Annotated in this window: 18 protein-coding genes and 1 pseudogene; 8 read left to right on the top strand and 11 right to left on the bottom strand. The window is 49.3% G+C overall.

The features are described 5' to 3' along the window. Positions 1-20: 20 nt before the first annotated feature. A pseudogene (locus EXW96_RS15055) lies at positions 21-287 on the top strand (tetratricopeptide repeat protein); the annotation flags it as partial. Here EXW96_RS15055 and thiO read toward each other — a convergent pair. Beyond that, positions 282-1,439 (bottom strand): glycine oxidase ThiO, encoded by a 1,158-nt coding sequence (gene thiO, locus EXW96_RS15050; protein WP_074727819.1) that lies wholly within the window; start codon positions 1,437-1,439, stop codon positions 282-284. The pseudogene EXW96_RS15055 and the gene thiO overlap by 6 nt on opposite strands. Beyond that, positions 1,436-2,080, bottom strand: a complete 645-nt coding sequence (locus tag EXW96_RS15045; RefSeq protein WP_174350871.1) for a thiamine phosphate synthase — start codon at positions 2,078-2,080, stop codon at positions 1,436-1,438. Before EXW96_RS15045 ends, thiO begins: the two co-directional genes overlap by 4 nt. A 220-nt stretch (positions 2,081-2,300) precedes the next feature. On the opposite strand from EXW96_RS15045, the gene thiD reads away from it, so the two are divergent. The 4 genes from thiD to EXW96_RS15025 all read left to right on the top strand — a co-directional run bounded on the left by thiD (position 2,301) and on the right by EXW96_RS15025 (position 4,813). Further along, positions 2,301-3,119, top strand: a complete 819-nt coding sequence (thiD, locus tag EXW96_RS15040) for a bifunctional hydroxymethylpyrimidine kinase/phosphomethylpyrimidine kinase (RefSeq protein ID WP_174350870.1) — start codon at positions 2,301-2,303, stop codon at positions 3,117-3,119. Between the two features lie 114 nt (positions 3,120-3,233). After that, the gene (locus EXW96_RS15035; protein WP_174350869.1) at positions 3,234-3,683 is read left to right on the top strand and encodes a DUF86 domain-containing protein; all 450 of its coding nucleotides are present in this window, start codon (positions 3,234-3,236) and stop codon (positions 3,681-3,683) included. Positions 3,684-3,884: 201 nt separating this feature from the next. Next, positions 3,885-4,520, top strand: a complete 636-nt coding sequence (locus EXW96_RS15030) for a helix-turn-helix transcriptional regulator (RefSeq protein WP_054819063.1) — start codon at positions 3,885-3,887, stop codon at positions 4,518-4,520. A 113-nt stretch (positions 4,521-4,633) separates the two neighbouring features. Continuing rightward, positions 4,634-4,813, top strand: coding sequence for a hypothetical protein (locus tag EXW96_RS15025; RefSeq protein WP_054819064.1), 180 nt, complete (start codon positions 4,634-4,636; stop codon positions 4,811-4,813). Between the two features lie 40 nt (positions 4,814-4,853). Here the strand turns inward: EXW96_RS15025 and EXW96_RS15020 are convergent, their stop codons facing one another. Then, the gene (locus EXW96_RS15020; protein ID WP_082660642.1) at positions 4,854-5,954 is read right to left on the bottom strand and encodes an LCP family protein; all 1,101 of its coding nucleotides are present in this window, start codon (positions 5,952-5,954) and stop codon (positions 4,854-4,856) included. A 301-nt stretch (positions 5,955-6,255) separates the two neighbouring features. On the opposite strand from EXW96_RS15020, the gene EXW96_RS15015 reads away from it, so the two are divergent. Beyond that, positions 6,256-6,822 (top strand): FAD-dependent oxidoreductase, encoded by a 567-nt coding sequence (locus EXW96_RS15015; protein WP_062407067.1) that lies wholly within the window; start codon positions 6,256-6,258, stop codon positions 6,820-6,822. Between the two features lie 97 nt (positions 6,823-6,919). Here EXW96_RS15015 and EXW96_RS15010 read toward each other — a convergent pair whose 3' ends face one another. Beyond that, positions 6,920-7,555: a bifunctional 4-hydroxy-2-oxoglutarate aldolase/2-dehydro-3-deoxy-phosphogluconate aldolase gene (locus tag EXW96_RS15010; protein ID WP_174350868.1), complete on the bottom strand. Its 636-nt coding sequence runs from the start codon at positions 7,553-7,555 to the stop codon at positions 6,920-6,922. Between the two features lie 251 nt (positions 7,556-7,806). On the opposite strand from EXW96_RS15010, the gene EXW96_RS15005 reads away from it, so the two are divergent. After that, entirely contained in the window at positions 7,807-8,250 is a 444-nt protein-coding gene (locus EXW96_RS15005) for a DUF948 domain-containing protein (RefSeq protein WP_062407071.1), read from the top strand. 7 nt (positions 8,251-8,257) lie between these two features. Then, positions 8,258-8,662 carry a YtxH domain-containing protein gene (locus EXW96_RS15000; RefSeq protein WP_174350867.1) on the top strand — a complete coding sequence of 135 codons (405 nt, stop codon included), beginning with the start codon at positions 8,258-8,260 and terminating at the stop codon, positions 8,660-8,662. A gap of 63 nt (positions 8,663-8,725) precedes the next feature. Here EXW96_RS15000 and EXW96_RS14995 read toward each other — a convergent pair whose 3' ends face one another. From EXW96_RS14995 to EXW96_RS14965, 7 genes are all read right to left on the bottom strand, one after another. Then, entirely contained in the window at positions 8,726-9,931 is a 1,206-nt protein-coding gene (locus EXW96_RS14995; protein WP_174350866.1) for a phosphodiester glycosidase family protein, read from the bottom strand. A gap of 98 nt (positions 9,932-10,029) precedes the next feature. After that, complete coding sequence (locus EXW96_RS14990; protein ID WP_254611393.1) at positions 10,030-11,829, bottom strand: putative bifunctional diguanylate cyclase/phosphodiesterase; 1,800 nt, start codon at positions 11,827-11,829, stop codon at positions 10,030-10,032. Between the two features lie 73 nt (positions 11,830-11,902). Further along, on the bottom strand, positions 11,903-12,025 hold the full coding sequence (locus EXW96_RS14985) for a cyclic lactone autoinducer peptide (RefSeq protein WP_137669923.1): 123 nt from the start codon (positions 12,023-12,025) through the stop codon (positions 11,903-11,905). Next, positions 11,997-12,578, bottom strand: coding sequence for an accessory gene regulator ArgB-like protein (locus EXW96_RS14980; RefSeq protein WP_174350865.1), 582 nt, complete (start codon positions 12,576-12,578; stop codon positions 11,997-11,999). Before EXW96_RS14980 ends, EXW96_RS14985 begins: the two co-directional genes overlap by 29 nt. Next, positions 12,526-13,260, bottom strand: coding sequence for a hypothetical protein (locus EXW96_RS14975; protein ID WP_174350864.1), 735 nt, complete (start codon positions 13,258-13,260; stop codon positions 12,526-12,528). Before EXW96_RS14975 ends, EXW96_RS14980 begins: the two co-directional genes overlap by 53 nt. A 357-nt stretch (positions 13,261-13,617) precedes the next feature. Next, on the bottom strand, positions 13,618-14,220 hold the full coding sequence (locus EXW96_RS14970) for a hypothetical protein (RefSeq protein WP_137669924.1): 603 nt from the start codon (positions 14,218-14,220) through the stop codon (positions 13,618-13,620). 296 nt (positions 14,221-14,516) lie between these two features. Then, the gene (locus EXW96_RS14965; RefSeq protein WP_054819073.1) at positions 14,517-15,182 is read right to left on the bottom strand and encodes a helix-turn-helix domain-containing protein; all 666 of its coding nucleotides are present in this window, start codon (positions 15,180-15,182) and stop codon (positions 14,517-14,519) included. Positions 15,183-15,211: the final 29 nt, after the last annotated feature.

Here is a 15,211-nt window from a genome sequence, read left to right as displayed (position 1 = left end):
GTTTAGTTTACCATATCAATAGATACGGTGATCCTTATCTTAAACTGGGCGAAGCCTTCGCGGATACGGATGCAAAGAAAGCGATTGGATATCTGGAACGGTTCCGTGAGGTGAATTCCTCCTCTTGCGAAGCGTACTATTTGCTAGGTCAATTATACCGCAAGTTAGGCAGAGAAGAAGAAGCCCGCCGGTCGTTCCGCGAGGCGGTAGAACTGTACCGGGGGCTTCCGAAATACAAACGGCGCCATGAACGCCGTTGGGCGCTGCTTGCCCGTTTGAAATCATAATGATGCCGTTGCTTTTGCGGAATCTCTCATTGGCGAGAAGGGCTTGAGATCCTCAAGAGGCTTGTCTCCTGCCGCGATCTGAGCAACAATTCTGCCAGTGACCGGAGCAAGCAGAATCCCGTTTCTATAATGACCTGTGGCGAAAATCAATCCGGGAAGCTCACTGGTTTCGCCGAGATACGGCAGCCCGTCACGTGTCCCGGGGCGCAGACCTGCCCAGGAGCTTATAAATTCGGCCTCTTCTATTCGCGGCAGCAGCGCGGCCGCTTTGCCGTGAAGCTCGGCTATGGCCTTTACGGTGACTTGCTTATCGAAACCGGCTTCCGCTTGCGTCGCTCCGATGATATAGCTGCCGTCCAGCTTCGGTACGATATAGCAGCCATGAGTAAATACGGTTGAACGGATGATCGGAGCTCCCGTTTTGACCGATATGCATTGTCCCTTTACGGGGAACATATCAAGCTTGATGCCCAGCGGCCCGGTCAATGCCGGACTCCAGGCTCCGGAAGCAAGCACGACGATGTCGGCATACAAGGGGCCCTCCGAGGTTTGAACGCCGCAGATGCGTCCGGTGCCGGGCTCCGTCAGCAGCTTGAATACGGGCGTCCATTCGCGGATGCGGCAGCCTTGCCGTACAATGGCTGCGCCAAGTGATTTGGCGAGCCAGACCGGATGGACCTGGTGATCGGCGTGAAAATGTAATCCTCCCCGCACTTCAGCGGAAAGCTCTGGCTCTATCCGCCGCATGTCCTCCGGCTTCATCCAGTCGGCGTTCTGAATCCACGACAGACGGCTGCGAAGCTCAAGCTCGTCTTCTTCCGTCAGGGCGGCGCGAAGTATTCCCTTACCGATGTATTGTGCCGTTACGCCGCCGATCTGCTCAAGCTCATCGATCCAGGCTTTATATATCTCCTGGCTTTGGCGGCAAAGCTCGTAGAACGGACCGGGCTGATGTATTTCCACCTGGGCCCCGAGCATACCTGCGGCGGCAGTAGACGCTTCCTGATGAATAGCCCCTTTGTCGAGAAGGGTGCAGGCATAACCGGCCTTGGACAGTTCGAAGGCCGCTGCACAGCCGATGACGCCTCCTCCGATAATGATTGCGGTGGGGGCCGATGTCCTGCCGCCGGTTTGTTGTGCTGCCGTGCTCATGTAAATCCTCTCCTTGGTTTGTGCTTGGTCCGATCAAGCGCCTCACGGTAAGCGTATACTTGTCCGACAGGGTCAGAGTGCAGCAGGACGGAAGACAGTACAGCTACGCCTGCGGCACCGGTGGACAGAACGTCGTCCACGGTCTGCGGCTCGATGCCTCCGATGGCGATGACCGGCACGTTTGCGGCAATCACGGTTTGTCTCAGGACGGCAATGCCTCGAGGGGGGATTCCCGGCTTCGAGCCCGTAGGGTAGACATGGCCGAAGATGACGTAATCCGCGCCTTGGAGGGATGCTTCCGCCGCTTCATTGGCAGAATGCACAGAACAGCCGATAGTCATGCCTGTCGGGGCGATAGCCCGTGCCTCTGCAGGCGACAGACTGTTCCCAGTGAGCTGCACCCCGTCCGCCGAAGCTGCAAGCGCAGCGTCCATACGGTCGTTCAGCACTACCTTTGTTTGAGGGAGCAGGGGCTTCAGCATCGCGTGCCATTGCACAAGCTCGTGTGCGCTCCGGTGCTTCTCGCGTATATGCAGCACATCGATGAACGACACAGGGCACCGCTTCAGAATCGCGGCCACCTCTTCGAGCTCTTGCCGTCCCGTGGTGATGATGTGCAGCGCATGCAGTCTACTGATCATCAAAGATCGGACCCTTTCTTTAACTCTTTCATTAACTTCATCATAACGCTTTCGCTTTGACGGCGTCAAAGCGTTTATTCCAGTTGTCATAAAATGATCACCAAACGAAACAACCCCGTCCCCCCGGGCTTCTTGACGGTAAACCGACGGAAGACTAAACTTAAACTGAGGTAAATTCTAGACACTGCGTATTATCTTATTGAATAAGGAGATTGTAGGAATGGTCATATCTAAAGCTCTGACCATCGCCGGTTCGGATAGCGGCGGCGGTGCGGGGATTCAAGCCGATCTCAAAACGTTTCAAATGCTGGACGTGTTCGGAATGTCCGCCATCACGGCCGTCACGGCACAGAATACATTGGGTGTGCATGGAATATACGATATCCCGCTCGAAGGCATCGAAAAGCAGATTCAGGCGGTCTTATCGGATCTCGGAGCCGATGCGGCCAAAACAGGCATGCTTTCGCAGCCGGAGGTCATTGAGCTTGTGGCGGACTGTATTCGTAAAGCCGGTCTGCGGCGGCTGGTGGTAGATCCTGTGATGGTTTCCAAAGGCGGTGCCCGTCTCCTTGCCGAGAACGCCCAGGACGCGCTGCGGCAAAAGCTGCTGCCGCTGGCAGCCGTCGTAACGCCGAATATTCCGGAAGCGGAGGTCATCACGGGGATGACCGTGTCGTCGCTAGAGGACATGAAGCAGGCGGCTGTACGTATAGTGAAGGAGTTGGGCGCTTCGGCAGCCATCGTGAAGGGCGGTCATCGCAGCGGCGATCCTACCGATGTGCTCTATGACGGAGAAAGCTTCCACCTGCTGACGGGGGAACGTTATGAGACGCGCCATACGCACGGGACAGGCTGCACCTTCTCCGCAGCGATATGTGCCGAGCTTGCAAAAGGGAAGCCGCTCCTGGAAGCCGCGCATACGGCCAAGCGCTTCATTACGCTGGCGATCCGCCATGAACTGGGGATTGGCGGAGGACACGGACCGACGAATCATTGGGCCTATTCGCGCGAAGGTGCGCCCTCCAGGGAGAACGCATAAAGATGAGCTACGAATATTTGATGCAGGCCGTCGTGCTTATCGTTCTGTTGTTTGTTTCATTCCCTGCAATCCTGATATGGTCTAAACGGAGAAATAAGAAACGGAGATAACCACATGTATTATGTCAACCAGGAACAAATCGATCTGCGCTTGTCATTTGTGCCTACGCTGCTGCAGGCTTGCACCGAATTAAGAGAAGCCTGGCCGGAAGATGTACTGGGGGAGGCTAAGGAAGAACCGCTTCTCCTTCATTTTGCCCAAGAGCGGACGCTTCATCTGGCTATCGAGACGGTAACGGATGTAGGCAGTCTGCTCATTGATGCGTTTATGATGCGCGATGCGAGCAGCTACGAGGACATTATCGACATTTTAGGCGATGAAGGCGTCTTTGACCAGGACACGGCTGCAACGCTAAAGGAGCTGGTTCTGCTGCGCCGACCGTTAACACAGGATTACACTGCGGTCAGGCACAAAGGATTGCATCCCATGATCGGCAGGCTCCCGGCAGCACTCGAAGCATTCGCCGAAGCGGTTCCGGCTTTTATTCGTAAGGAAATGCTGTAGGCGGTGCTGCAACGGGTAAAAGACGTGAATCCTGTTCTGTAAATCCGCTCTCGTTTTTCATATCCGGTTCTCATAACTTTGAGCACATTCATTTACTTATGGATTATTTTCGTTTAAAATGTGTTGTATTCAGACGGCGACATAACCCGGCAGCGGCATGAACAAGCGGCGCTCGGCTAACAAGAAGGACGGTGAGACCGGATGAACCACGGGGCGGACGTGTCCACGAGAAAAATGATTTTAACCATGCTTAAAACCAAGGGACCGCTGAGCGTCAGCGAGATGACCAGAGAGCTGGGCATTACGGAAATGGCCGTACGGCGTCATTTGAACACGCTGGAACGAGACAACCTGATCGCATCGGAGCTGGTTCGGCAAGCGATGGGAAGACCCATGAATCAGTATTCGCTGACAGAGCATGCAGAAGACTTGTTTCCGAAGAAGTACCAGCATCTCACGTTGGATTTGTTGGAAGAGCTGGAATCCGCTTTGGGGGAAGATAAGGTGAACCTGCTGTTCGAACGCCGGAAGCAGCGCCTGATCCGACGATATGAGAATCGGATGGAAGGTAAATCCCTGGTGGACCGGGTACTGGAGCTCTCGGACATTCAGAATGCGAACGGCTACATGGTGGAGCTGGAACGGAAAGAAGACGGGTCCTTTCTGCTGAACGAGCATAATTGCCCCATCTCGCAGGTGGCTAACCAATACAATCATGCGTGCAGTTGTGAGCTGGAGATGTTCAAAAGCTTGCTTGGCAAAGAAGCCAGAGTGGAGCGAATGGAATGTCTGGCCAAGGGAGGCAGCAAGTGCGCTTACGTTATACAACCTAAATAAACCATCTTCAGAAACCGTAAACCGTAATACGGCTGAAGATGGTTTTTTGCTATTTTCATAAAAAGCGGCGGATTAGAAAAAAATAATCCCTATACTGAGGCGGAGGGAAAAGCATGGAGAACGAACAAAAAAGCCGGCTGGAGCTGCAGTTCGGCAGACAACTGACGGAAGGTGAAGCGGCGGAAATATTAAATGAGCAAATCGTTCATCCGGATGACGAGGAATATGATGAAGAAATGGATGATGCTGCGCCATCTCTGGCAGCCACCCAAATCTTCAGGAGACATCTGTAATCCGTGTGAACGCTTGATCGTATGGCTGACAGGACCTCCTTTATCGGGAAGTCCTGTAATGTGTCTGGGTTATGTTTTTGTCCCGGAGGTCGGTGACGGATGGGTCTATACCGAAGCGCTTTGAAAGTACGCTATAGGTCGCTCCTGTAACCGTGCTGCTTTCCGATGGTAGGCCCAGCTGCGTCCGAAGCGCGGCGATGGCGGCACTAAGATCCTCTTCTTTGGGCACAATATAGGGGCTATCCCATCGGCCATCCAAAGGAATCGATTCGATATGATCGGGTTTCAGCTTCTGAAAGGACAGGATGAATTTGCGCAGCTGGTCAGGCGGAATATCGGTTTGCACATTTTTGCCGGCAATGTCGAGCAATCCTCCCCATTGGGTGATTCCGGTAAACGAGGTCATCTTATCAAGCAGCGTAGACAAGACCTTCTGCTGCCGTTCGTTTCGGGCAATGTCGGAGGATTCCTGCGTCCCCCGGTTGGACTTGCGGTAACGCAGGAAATCAAGCGTTTCCTTGCCGTTGAGTGTTTGCAGCCCTTTGGACAGATTGATGTTCGTACCGTCGAAGTTATCTACATAACGCATATCCATGTCGACATCAATTGTAATTCCGTTAAGCTCGTCAATCACCTGGCGGAACCCGTCAAAATCGATCACCGCTATATAATCGATCGGAACGTCAAACATGCCGCTGAAGAATTTTTTGGTATGGGCGAGGGCCGTTTCGCGGTCCTTATTATAATAGTAAGCGTAATAATAGTTGGCTTTTTGCGAGGACAGTCCGAATTCTCTTGGCTTTAGCTGCAAGTCGCGAGGGATGGAAACCATGGTGGCTGAACGCGTCTCAGGATTGAGCGAGACCAGCATCATCACGTCGCTATTCATGCTTCCTCCGCTGCCGCTTCGGTTATCCACACCGATCAGCAGAAAGCTCATCGGTTTCAGCTGCGCGCTGCTTTCAACAGCGGCTGACTGATGTGCGCCTGCGGCGGATACGGACATTTGCTCCAGAGCTTTATCAGCTTTATGTATTAAATAACCCGCATAACTGGCTGCCCCTATACCGAAAATTCCAAGGGTAAGCATGACGGTACGCAGTATTTTTCGGTTTTTTTTCTTTTTGCGCGGTGACAACATCCGTAGTTCCTCCCGATAAGGTAAAATATGCACTATCTATCATAATAACGTATATTGATGGGTAAAATGTTACAAAAATATTAAATTTTCGACGAAAAGCATGTGAAAATTTTTTTAGAGCAGGCAGCGGCTGCGAGAACGGTGAGAATTTGACATATGCCATAATTTGGAGGATAATAGAATAAAATAGAATACGATTTACTTTTTACGTTATAAAGCAGATTGGCATATGTAAACATTTTGGAGCGGCGGACCAATTCTCTGTTCGCGTGTCCGACATACTGGAAAGGAGAATGAAATCATGTCTTACGATGTTGCTATTATCGGAGCAGGACCAGCCGGAGCCAGCGCAGCGCTTTTTACCGCCAAAGCCGGGAAGAAGACAGTGGTTATCGATAACGATCAGAGCATTACCAAACGCGCATGGGTTGAGAACCACTACGGGGTAACGGAAATCTCGGGCCCGGATCTCGTCGAGATCGGCAAGAAGCAAGCTGCCAAGTTTGGCGCAGAACTGGTGCAATCCAAGGCGGTAAATGTAAAAAAGACTGGTGATGTCTTCCAGGTGGAAACGGAAAACGGAACCTACGAGGCGAAGCATGTCATTCTTGCCACGGGTGTTTCCGTCGAACTCGCGGAAAAGATTGGCGTATCCACCAAGCCGGGTACGGAGCCCCGGATCAAAACGGTCTTTGAAGCGGACAGTGACGGCAAAACGGCTGTACCAGGTATTTGGGCGGCCGGGACGGCTGCAGGAGTAAGCGTGCATACGATCATTACAGCCGGGGACGGCGCCAAAGTGGCTATTAACGTAATCAGCGAACTGAACGGTGAACGCTACGTGGACCACGATGTCATAAAAGGTTAAGTGAAGATGAAGGCGGCCTAAAGGCCGCCTTTTTTGGTTTAACGCTTATGACTGCCGCCGCCGCTGTTGGCTTTTGTTCTCTTTGGATGAAGCGGGCTCAGCCTCTTAAACGAGCCGTTAACCGCGATGCCTTTTCCTGAATCCATCCATAATTTCCGGCGGCAATTTCCTTTAAATTGACAAGCGAGCCGCCGATGCCGACACCGTAACACCCTATTTTGATAAACTCGACTATATTGTCTTCGGTGACCCCGCCGACGGCCATCATAGGAATGTGATTCAAAGGTCCCATCAGCTCTTTAATGTAGCCCATGCCAAGGCTGGACCCCGGAAAAATTTTCACAGCCGTCGCCCCGGCTTTCCATGCTTTGACGATTTCCGTCGGCGTCATCGCTCCAGGGAAGATCGGAACGTCACGGCGGACCGCATAAGAGATGACTTCTTCCTCCATATTAGGCGTGACCAAATAGGATGCGCCCGCGTCCAGGGCTTGACGGGCATCGTCCAAATCCAATACGGTCCCGGCTCCGATATACATCCGGTCGCCGAACTGCTCCTGCAGCTTCCCGATCATCCTGAGCGCTCCGGGCGTATTCATTGTAATCTCCATGACGGGAATGCCCCCCGCCAACAGCGCCTCGGCGACGCCGACAATGTGCTGTTCTTCCACACCTCGTACGATAGCTATGATTTTGACCTCTTCAATTCGCTGCAAGCCTTGCTCTCTGTTCATATCGATGAGTCCACCGCTTTCTTATGTAATCAGGAGAATCAGAAAACGCATCCACTTCTCTCCATTATACCTTCTTTTTTCTTCTTGCCAACCAGGTTGACGTCATGAACTGCTTATGATTGTTTTACGTTCGGACAGGTCTGCTGCCATACTTTTTTTTCAATTGTTGTGTCAAAATGGCCCCCGGCGTCTTATACTGTAGTATCTCATAGGCATTCGTCCAGAAGCTTGATGGATCGGAGGTGACGGCCATGTGGTGGCAATGGGGACTCTTGCTCTGCATGCTCGCATTCCTTCTATTTTTATTTTTCGCTGTCAGGTTGATACAAACGGCAACAGAGGTGCTGAAGCGCAGCGAAATGAAGCTCGAATTTATGCAGGAGCAGGTGCGCAGAACGACGGAGGAATCGGAGCGGCTGGTTAAGGTCTCCACCGAAGTGATGGAAGATGTGCAGAAGAAGCTGGGTACGGTCGACTTCTGGTTTGCTGCAGCGAATGAAACGGGTGAAGCGGTGGACCGGATGTCCCGTTCCGTCAAGGCTGTATCATTGGCAGTGGAAGATACGGTATCGGAAGCCCGCAGGGCTGTCCTTAACAACCGCGACACCGCTAAGGATTTGGTAGAGCTCATGACAGCCGGTCTTCATCTCTGGCATCGACTGAAAGCTTCGAAATCAAATCAATCCAAGGAGTGAAGAGAAGATGACAGCAAACAAAAAAAACAAGGATTTGATCATCGGAGCGGTGATCGGCAGTGTGCTGGGCGCCGTAACCTCGCTGCTGCTGGCACCCAAGTCCGGTCGTGAACTAAGAAACGATATTGCAGAGGGGTATCAGCAGGTCAGTGAGAAGACACAGCGGCTGGCGGGGGATGTCGCCGAGAAATCGAAGCAAATCTTTTCCGCCGTATCGGAAACGTCCCAAACGACAGTAGAGACGATCGGAAAGCATACTTCCGAATGGGCAAGCAAAGCCAAGGAAGTGGCGATTCATGCAGGGGAAGAAGTGAAATCGTGGAAAAAAGATAAAGCCGCTCAACGGCAGGACGACATAGCTGCTGCAGAAGCTTCCGTAGCCGCTACAACAGCGGAACGTGAGGAAGCATAACATAGGCAACGGGACTTGGCTTCTTACTCCAAGTCCCGTTCCGTTATATAGTAGAAGATGGATTTACCACTTGGATGGGTCGATTTTACTCGGATCCAGTCCCTCCCAAATATTGCGAATGTTCGCTTTCTTCGGATCCTTGAAAACAAGCCAGGATGTCGGCAAATATCGTTCGCCATATTCACTGGAGGGCTTGTTTACAATGACGGCCTTGGTTGTTTTATTGGTGGAAGCGGACACTGCGGCATCCTGATTTCCCTGATTCCCCAGCACCAGCACTGAGGATGAGCCGCCATCCAAATTAGCCGCAGTGACCGCACCGCGCTCTAGAAAAATATTCTGGATGTCGTAAAGCGTGGCGCCGATGCTGTGTCCGGGTTGACGCCCGTCAATAACGGCGAACATTACCGTTCCGTCGGCCTTTTGGGCCATCGCGGTCCTGGGAGCGATGCCCCAGCCGTCGGCTTTGCTCTTAATCAGCCCGACACCGTTTGCGATAAACCTGGGAGCGAACGTGACCGCTTCCTGTACGCCCATTTTCAGAAGCTCGGACGGAGAATATTTACCTGCTACCATACGCCCCTCTTTGTCGATACCGACGATATGGGTTGGCGTATTCATGCCGCCGTCATTATAAAAGATTTGGCCTCCGGACATGACAAGCCCTGTAGGCTGGAAGCCGTTTCCTTTCCATTCCGGGTCTACAAAGCCCCCCGCATTCACGCCGGCGAGCGCATCCAGACGCTGCACCATATCGGAAACCTTCTCGCCCTTTCCGGCTTTTCCGGGCACAGCGATACGCAGCATCGTCGGATCATGGACAATCAGAAGCTTGCCTTTAAAATTCGTACCTTGAATATCTTCAATCTCAATAGGCGGCTTGGACTGCTTCTCTATCGTGGAAGTGCTTGTGCCGTCCACATGGACGAGCCCTTGATCCTGGACTTCCGAATAGGTGTCGAATTGCGACCAGTATCGATGAACCCGCTTTTCCAGCTCATCATTGCCGATGATATATTTGGCCCAGTGGCGGTGCTGGGTTGTAATCAGCGTATCGGCCATCAAATATCGAAGGTTGGTGCCTGATTCGGTTAGAAAAAACCATAGTAAGAAAAATAAGCCGAAGATAAACAATACAAACAGAGTATAGAAAAATAATGTAACCGAAACGGATAATCTGCGGCTTTTAACGTTTTTTTTTCTCTTGGGAACCGCTCTGTAAGAAGGCCGCGATGACGAACGGGAGCTGCGGGATAGAGGAGCAGGCATGGTTCAAATCCTTTCCGAATGAGCTGGACTACCATAATTTGACGAAAAAAAAGAAAAAAGTTGCAGCCGCTGACCGCCTTTTTTCTTGGTTCAGATGTTTACATACAGTTGCTTGTTATTTTAATTAAATGTTCAAAGTCGCTGGCTGGGATCGGCTTACTGAATACATTGCCTTGAATCTCGTCACAGCCTTGAGCAATCAGGAATTGAAGTTGGTCCATGGTTTCTACGCCTTCCGCCAATGACTTGATCTTTAATTGACGGGACATGGCGATCAAGGCCGTTACAATCGCAGCATTGTCTTCATCGGAAGAAATATCCCGAATAAACGATTGGTCGATTTTCAGCGTATGTATATGGAACCGTTTCAAATAGCTTAAGGAGGAATATCCGGTGCCGAAGTCATCAATGGAGAGGCGTACGCCGAGCACCTTCAGCTTTTGCAGGGTCTCGATAATGTAAGGGACGTTATTCATCGCTACATTTTCCGTGATTTCCAGACAGAGCCGATCGGGGGCCAAGCCGGACTCTTGCAGGGTATCCATCACCGTCTGCACGAAATTCGACTGGTGAAACTGTATCGCTGAAATATTGACCGATACGACCAGAGGGGGGAGGCCCTTTTGCTGCCACTCTTTGTTTTGCATGCACGATTGCTTCAAAATCCAGTTGCCGATCGGTATGATCAGACCGGTTTCCTCGGCCAGCGGAATAAATTCCGTGGGGGATACCATGCCCCAATCGGGGTGCTTCCAACGGACGAGAGACTCCATGCCGATCACGGACCCATGGCGAAGATCAACGATCGGTTGATAATAAATTTCAAACTCTCCGCGCTCCAGGGCTTTGCGCAAATGCACCTCAAGGTTCAAACGGTGCAAGGATCGCTTGTTCATATCCGGGTGGTAATAATGATATGAATTTCCCCCTTTCTCTTTGGAACGGTACATGGCGATATCCGCATTTTTTAAAAGGCTCTCCACTTCGGTGCTGTCCTGCGGGTAAATACTGATGCCGATGCTGGACGTGACAAAAAACTCGTTGTCCTCAATAACGAACGGTTCCTTGAGCAAATCCGATATTCCTCCGGCAAACTGCGCAGCTTCTTCCGCTTGAGTCACATCCGTAAGAAGAATGATAAATTCGTCACCGCCGAAGCGGGCGACGATGTTTTCGCCTTTAACATATTCCTGAAGCTTACGGGCCAGCATTTGAAGCAGCTGATCTCCGATATGATGTCCGAGCGTATCGTTAATGACTTTAAAGCGGTCCAGATCAAGAAAAATAACCGCCATCATCGAACCGGTGCGCTGCGCTTCTTCAAAATAGTCCTTCAGCTTCTCGTCGAACATCGTGCGGTTAGGCAGGTTGGTCAACGAGTCATGGTAGGCCATGTGCAAAATTTTTTGCTCTGCTAGCTTGCGTTCATTTACCGCACGAATGGTAGCATATGAACGGAGCAGCTGGTAATCGTTGGTTTCGCTTGTGATTTTGGTGAACAGTTTCTCATGCAGCGTAGGATTATGCTCTGCGGAAGCGGAATTGGATGTTTTAATTAGCTGTATCGCATTCTCGATGTGTTCTTTGTGAATTCTTGCGGCGGATGCGGTTATATGGCTTGCCCGGTTTGATGTCAGATACACCAGGCCTTTTTTGGAGTCGTATCGATCGACATGATTCATATTCACGATATTGGTGCTGTCCAGCTGGCGAAATCCGTCCTCGAATAACCATTCTTCTAAGTTGTCAAAGGAAAAATCCAAATAGTACTGTTCGTCTTTGGTATGAACGATGACTTCGCGGTCCCGAATGCGGTCGATCTTGATTACATCGGATGCATCGACTACAAGTGCCTCGGACCCCCTTTTGCCATCGCGAGTAACGGGAATTTTCTGCATGAATGTTCAGCTCCATGGAAAAGGATGAGGCTGACGCGCCATGGCCCGTCAGCCCTAAAGTGCTACGATGTTCTTATTTTTTCAAGAGTTCTTGCGGAGTTTCCGGACGATTCGCGATGATGGTGTTGGTGAAAACAAAGAATGAAGCAAGTACTACAGCAACGCTATTAGCTACTTTTGCCATTTTCAGTTTCATTGTACCACCTCCTTTCCATTAATTTAAACAAGAAGTATCCCGGCTTGGTCAAAGTAACGGACTGTGCAAAAAAAACGGCGGATAAAAGGGAAGATTGAAAGTAAAAATTGCCGCCTATAAATATTAAACATATGATTTTTAAGTAAAGATAGTTTTTGGGATCGATGCGGCTTATATTTTCCAACCCTTCCGGTGCCTTGATCAAAAAAATAATGAAGCTGAGTATATTAAGAATCAGCCCGGTATGAAAGTAAGCGTAATCGATATGGGCCAAGGAAGTTAAAATCGTCAAGGAAAAGATGCAACACCCCAGCGAGGAACTGAGGTGAGCGCCGCCGCTCAAGTATCTAAGGAACAAAAAAGAAAAAATCGTTATAACCGCCTCGGGCAGACGGCCCGTAAACGTACAGATGATTAAAGTCGCAGCAATAGCCAGGGATGTATTGATCAATAAACTGAGCGAATAAAACAGAACTTTCTCGGATGCGGCATCGGCATAATTATTTCGGATTGCTTTTGCTATGCTCATTGCTGAGCGATCGATCAAGTTCATCTCTCACAGGCCTTTCATAAGTTTCTCTAATGATTTTTTTGTTGTGAATATAAGCGACATATATACCAATCAGAAAGATGAAGGCAATAAAAGTAGAACTTACAATATTCATAGAATGATTGTAAAAAGAGATCAATTCGAGCTGAGCTAGGACAATGCTCAAAACTAAAAAAGCCGACAAGATAAAATTATATCCTTTAAGTGCCGTGCGGGATGCCAAATACTTGGTTTTAAACAAGAATCCGATCTTTCTTCTTTGCAGAGGATAGATGATCAAACTGATGATGAACGCGGTAATCAATTGTATAGAACCGAGCACCGCAACCGACTGCTGAATTTGTACCGGGTCAAATAACCCCAGCTTGATGCCGGAAAGCATGACGGCGGATTCGATAATGACTCCGGCGATAAAACCGGTTACACTGACAAGAAGAGAGTAGAAAAAGGGAATTCTGTAAATGATCATGATTAATATGATTTCGGCAGACAGGGCGGAAATTACGGAAAAAGTGCCTAACTCGACGATATCCCTGAAATAAAACGTGATCAAAGACATGATGAATGCAGTGCCGTATATCTTATGTAAATAGTAATAATACTGAAAACGAAACATCGTTAGAGAGAGCACGATCATAGCGCTTAGTTCGATGGAGGAAAGAAATACTTTTATAGCAAAACTCATTGGAATGGGCTCCCTTGTCTTCTATTCTATAGGGTAATTAGAACTTGGTACATAGTTAAATAGACTCATGCTGATCCATGTTCATTATTGTTGTATAAAATTTACTTGTATTTTAGTTTAATACACTTTAAGTAGGGTGACAAGCGAATTATGTCGAATTTTGCTGATAACTTGAATCTCTCCCTATATTGATTTATGTACTGGAATCAAGGCGCATAATGTGCGATTCTATTGTGCGCAGGACCGGAGTGCAAAAAGTGATGAAGAAAAACAACAGGTTCGCAGTGCCGATTGGCTTATAAACAACCGGGACTTAAGAACCATCCGTTTTGATCATTGCGCATTTGAGTTTTGAACCTAGTCATCCGACAATTCCTTTTCATAAAAAATGCGTATGATCCCGATCAACAGCAGCACAGAAAAGAATTGAATGACCGCAGTTTCGGCCTTCCAATAAAATATGGAGGATACGGTTAGGGTAATGATCAACAGACCGGTACTCATGATAAAAAACATGGCTTTGTGAAAGCGGGGGTGAATGTGGTCTTTGCAGTTAATATGAAAGGGCACGAATGAAAAGCCGAGTCTGAATTTTTTAAGGATACAGGCGGCGGACAAATTCAGCAAGAACAAAGAAATGACGGGCATCGTCATGCTTTCCTGCGCGATCTTATAAAAATCTTCTGAAGTAAGCCGACTAATCATCAAGAAGAATCCCAGTTCCGTTGTAGTATCCACCAGATAGACCACTACACTAACGATCAAAGCGTATATAAAACGAAGTCTGAAAATCATGTAAAAGCATAAGATAACAAAAAGAGGCTGCAAAATTAAGCCTATGACCGAATGTGTCGTTTGGACAAAAACGGATATAAGCGTCAGAACAACAGCGCTGACAACAATCTGTTTCCGGTATTCTTTAAGCCGCTGACGAAACACTGCCAAAGCTAACACAATCATCGACAGCCAACATATAAAAAATAAGGGAACTAAATATAACACCCTCATAATATACCAACTTTCCTTGGGTAGTTACTTGGACATTGTATTGAAGTAAGGATGCTCCAATGGTTTATGGCTCTCGCTATATGCTTAGCGCCCAAACATGGAAAACAAGCCCGCAGCACATGATCGCGCAGACGGGCCAGTAGGCGGCGGTTGTATGAAGATTAAACGATTCAGATCAGGGCAGGGTAAACGTATCCCGTGATGTCTCTCATCTTATGTCTGCCCATTGCTGCCAGCGCCGGTTTAAGTTAAATGTGTTTGTTGGCTGCGGAAAACGTCGGGGTGTTTCCGCTTTTGCCGAATGAAAATTCAAGGCTCTTCTCGGTATTGGCCGCTACTTTGCGGGCAATCAGGTCGTGATACTTTTTCTGCCGGATCGCAGAGATGGTTACGCGGGGGCCGGTGCCGTCTTCATGAAAAAAAAGCAGTCCCTTACGTTCGTCATACTTGCGAATGTGATTTAGATTAACATACAGATCGGTATCCATTTTCTTGAAGTCGTTTTCTTCCAGTTCGTCTAAAAACGTGCTGAAATCCAGCAGCGAATCGATGCTATGGACAATGTTCGAGCCCTCTGTATGATAAGTGATGTCCTTCCTGCCGATTTCGATAAAATACACGTGATTGAGATCCATATCCAATCGGTTGCCGTTGGATTGGGAATCGGTATCGCCGCCCGGCAGATGTCCCGCTTTGATCATCAATTCCGTATAAGAATAACCGTATGCAGCCGAGAGCTTCTTCAGCGTATCGGGCGAAGGGGTGATTTTGTCGTTGGTCGAACGGTTTCGTTCCAGTTCCAAATCTCTGATATAAGCATGAGAAAGACCGCTCTTCTTAGCCGCTTCTCTCAAAGACATGGATCCTCGAAGACCTTCAAGAAACTTTCCAAAATCAGGAATAGGACGTCCCATCCCGGTTCACTCCTTTCTAGTACTTAATT

The organism is Paenibacillus sp. JMULE4 (assembly GCF_013337105.1).
GTDB classification, from domain to species: Bacteria; Bacillota; Bacilli; order Paenibacillales; family NBRC-103111; genus Paenibacillus_G; species Paenibacillus_G naphthalenovorans.
Note: the sequence above shows the minus strand (reverse complement) of the source record. Positions and strands in the feature narration are given on the sequence as shown.

Coding starts and splice junctions, on each gene's coding strand:
- thiO (WP_074727819.1), bottom strand. CDS start 1,439: ATGAGCACGGCAGCACAACAAACCGGCGGCAGGACATCGGCCCCCACC.
- EXW96_RS15045 (WP_174350871.1), bottom strand. CDS start 2,080: ATGATCAGTAGACTGCATGCGCTGCACATCATCACCACGGGACGGCAA.
- thiD (WP_174350870.1), top strand. CDS start 2,301: ATGGTCATATCTAAAGCTCTGACCATCGCCGGTTCGGATAGCGGCGGC.
- EXW96_RS15035 (WP_174350869.1), top strand. CDS start 3,234: ATGTATTATGTCAACCAGGAACAAATCGATCTGCGCTTGTCATTTGTG.
- EXW96_RS15030 (WP_054819063.1), top strand. CDS start 3,885: ATGAACCACGGGGCGGACGTGTCCACGAGAAAAATGATTTTAACCATG.
- EXW96_RS15025 (WP_054819064.1), top strand. CDS start 4,634: ATGGAGAACGAACAAAAAAGCCGGCTGGAGCTGCAGTTCGGCAGACAA.
- EXW96_RS15020 (WP_082660642.1), bottom strand. CDS start 5,954: ATGTTGTCACCGCGCAAAAAGAAAAAAAACCGAAAAATACTGCGTACC.
- EXW96_RS15015 (WP_062407067.1), top strand. CDS start 6,256: ATGTCTTACGATGTTGCTATTATCGGAGCAGGACCAGCCGGAGCCAGC.
- EXW96_RS15010 (WP_174350868.1), bottom strand. CDS start 7,555: ATGAACAGAGAGCAAGGCTTGCAGCGAATTGAAGAGGTCAAAATCATA.
- EXW96_RS15005 (WP_062407071.1), top strand. CDS start 7,807: ATGTGGTGGCAATGGGGACTCTTGCTCTGCATGCTCGCATTCCTTCTA.
- EXW96_RS15000 (WP_174350867.1), top strand. CDS start 8,258: ATGACAGCAAACAAAAAAAACAAGGATTTGATCATCGGAGCGGTGATC.
- EXW96_RS14995 (WP_174350866.1), bottom strand. CDS start 9,931: ATGCCTGCTCCTCTATCCCGCAGCTCCCGTTCGTCATCGCGGCCTTCT.
- EXW96_RS14990 (WP_254611393.1), bottom strand. CDS start 11,829: ATGCAGAAAATTCCCGTTACTCGCGATGGCAAAAGGGGGTCCGAGGCA.
- EXW96_RS14985 (WP_137669923.1), bottom strand. CDS start 12,025: ATGAAACTGAAAATGGCAAAAGTAGCTAATAGCGTTGCTGTAGTACTT.
- EXW96_RS14980 (WP_174350865.1), bottom strand. CDS start 12,578: ATGAACTTGATCGATCGCTCAGCAATGAGCATAGCAAAAGCAATCCGA.
- EXW96_RS14975 (WP_174350864.1), bottom strand. CDS start 13,260: ATGAGTTTTGCTATAAAAGTATTTCTTTCCTCCATCGAACTAAGCGCT.
- EXW96_RS14970 (WP_137669924.1), bottom strand. CDS start 14,220: ATGATTGTGTTAGCTTTGGCAGTGTTTCGTCAGCGGCTTAAAGAATAC.
- EXW96_RS14965 (WP_054819073.1), bottom strand. CDS start 15,182: ATGGGACGTCCTATTCCTGATTTTGGAAAGTTTCTTGAAGGTCTTCGA.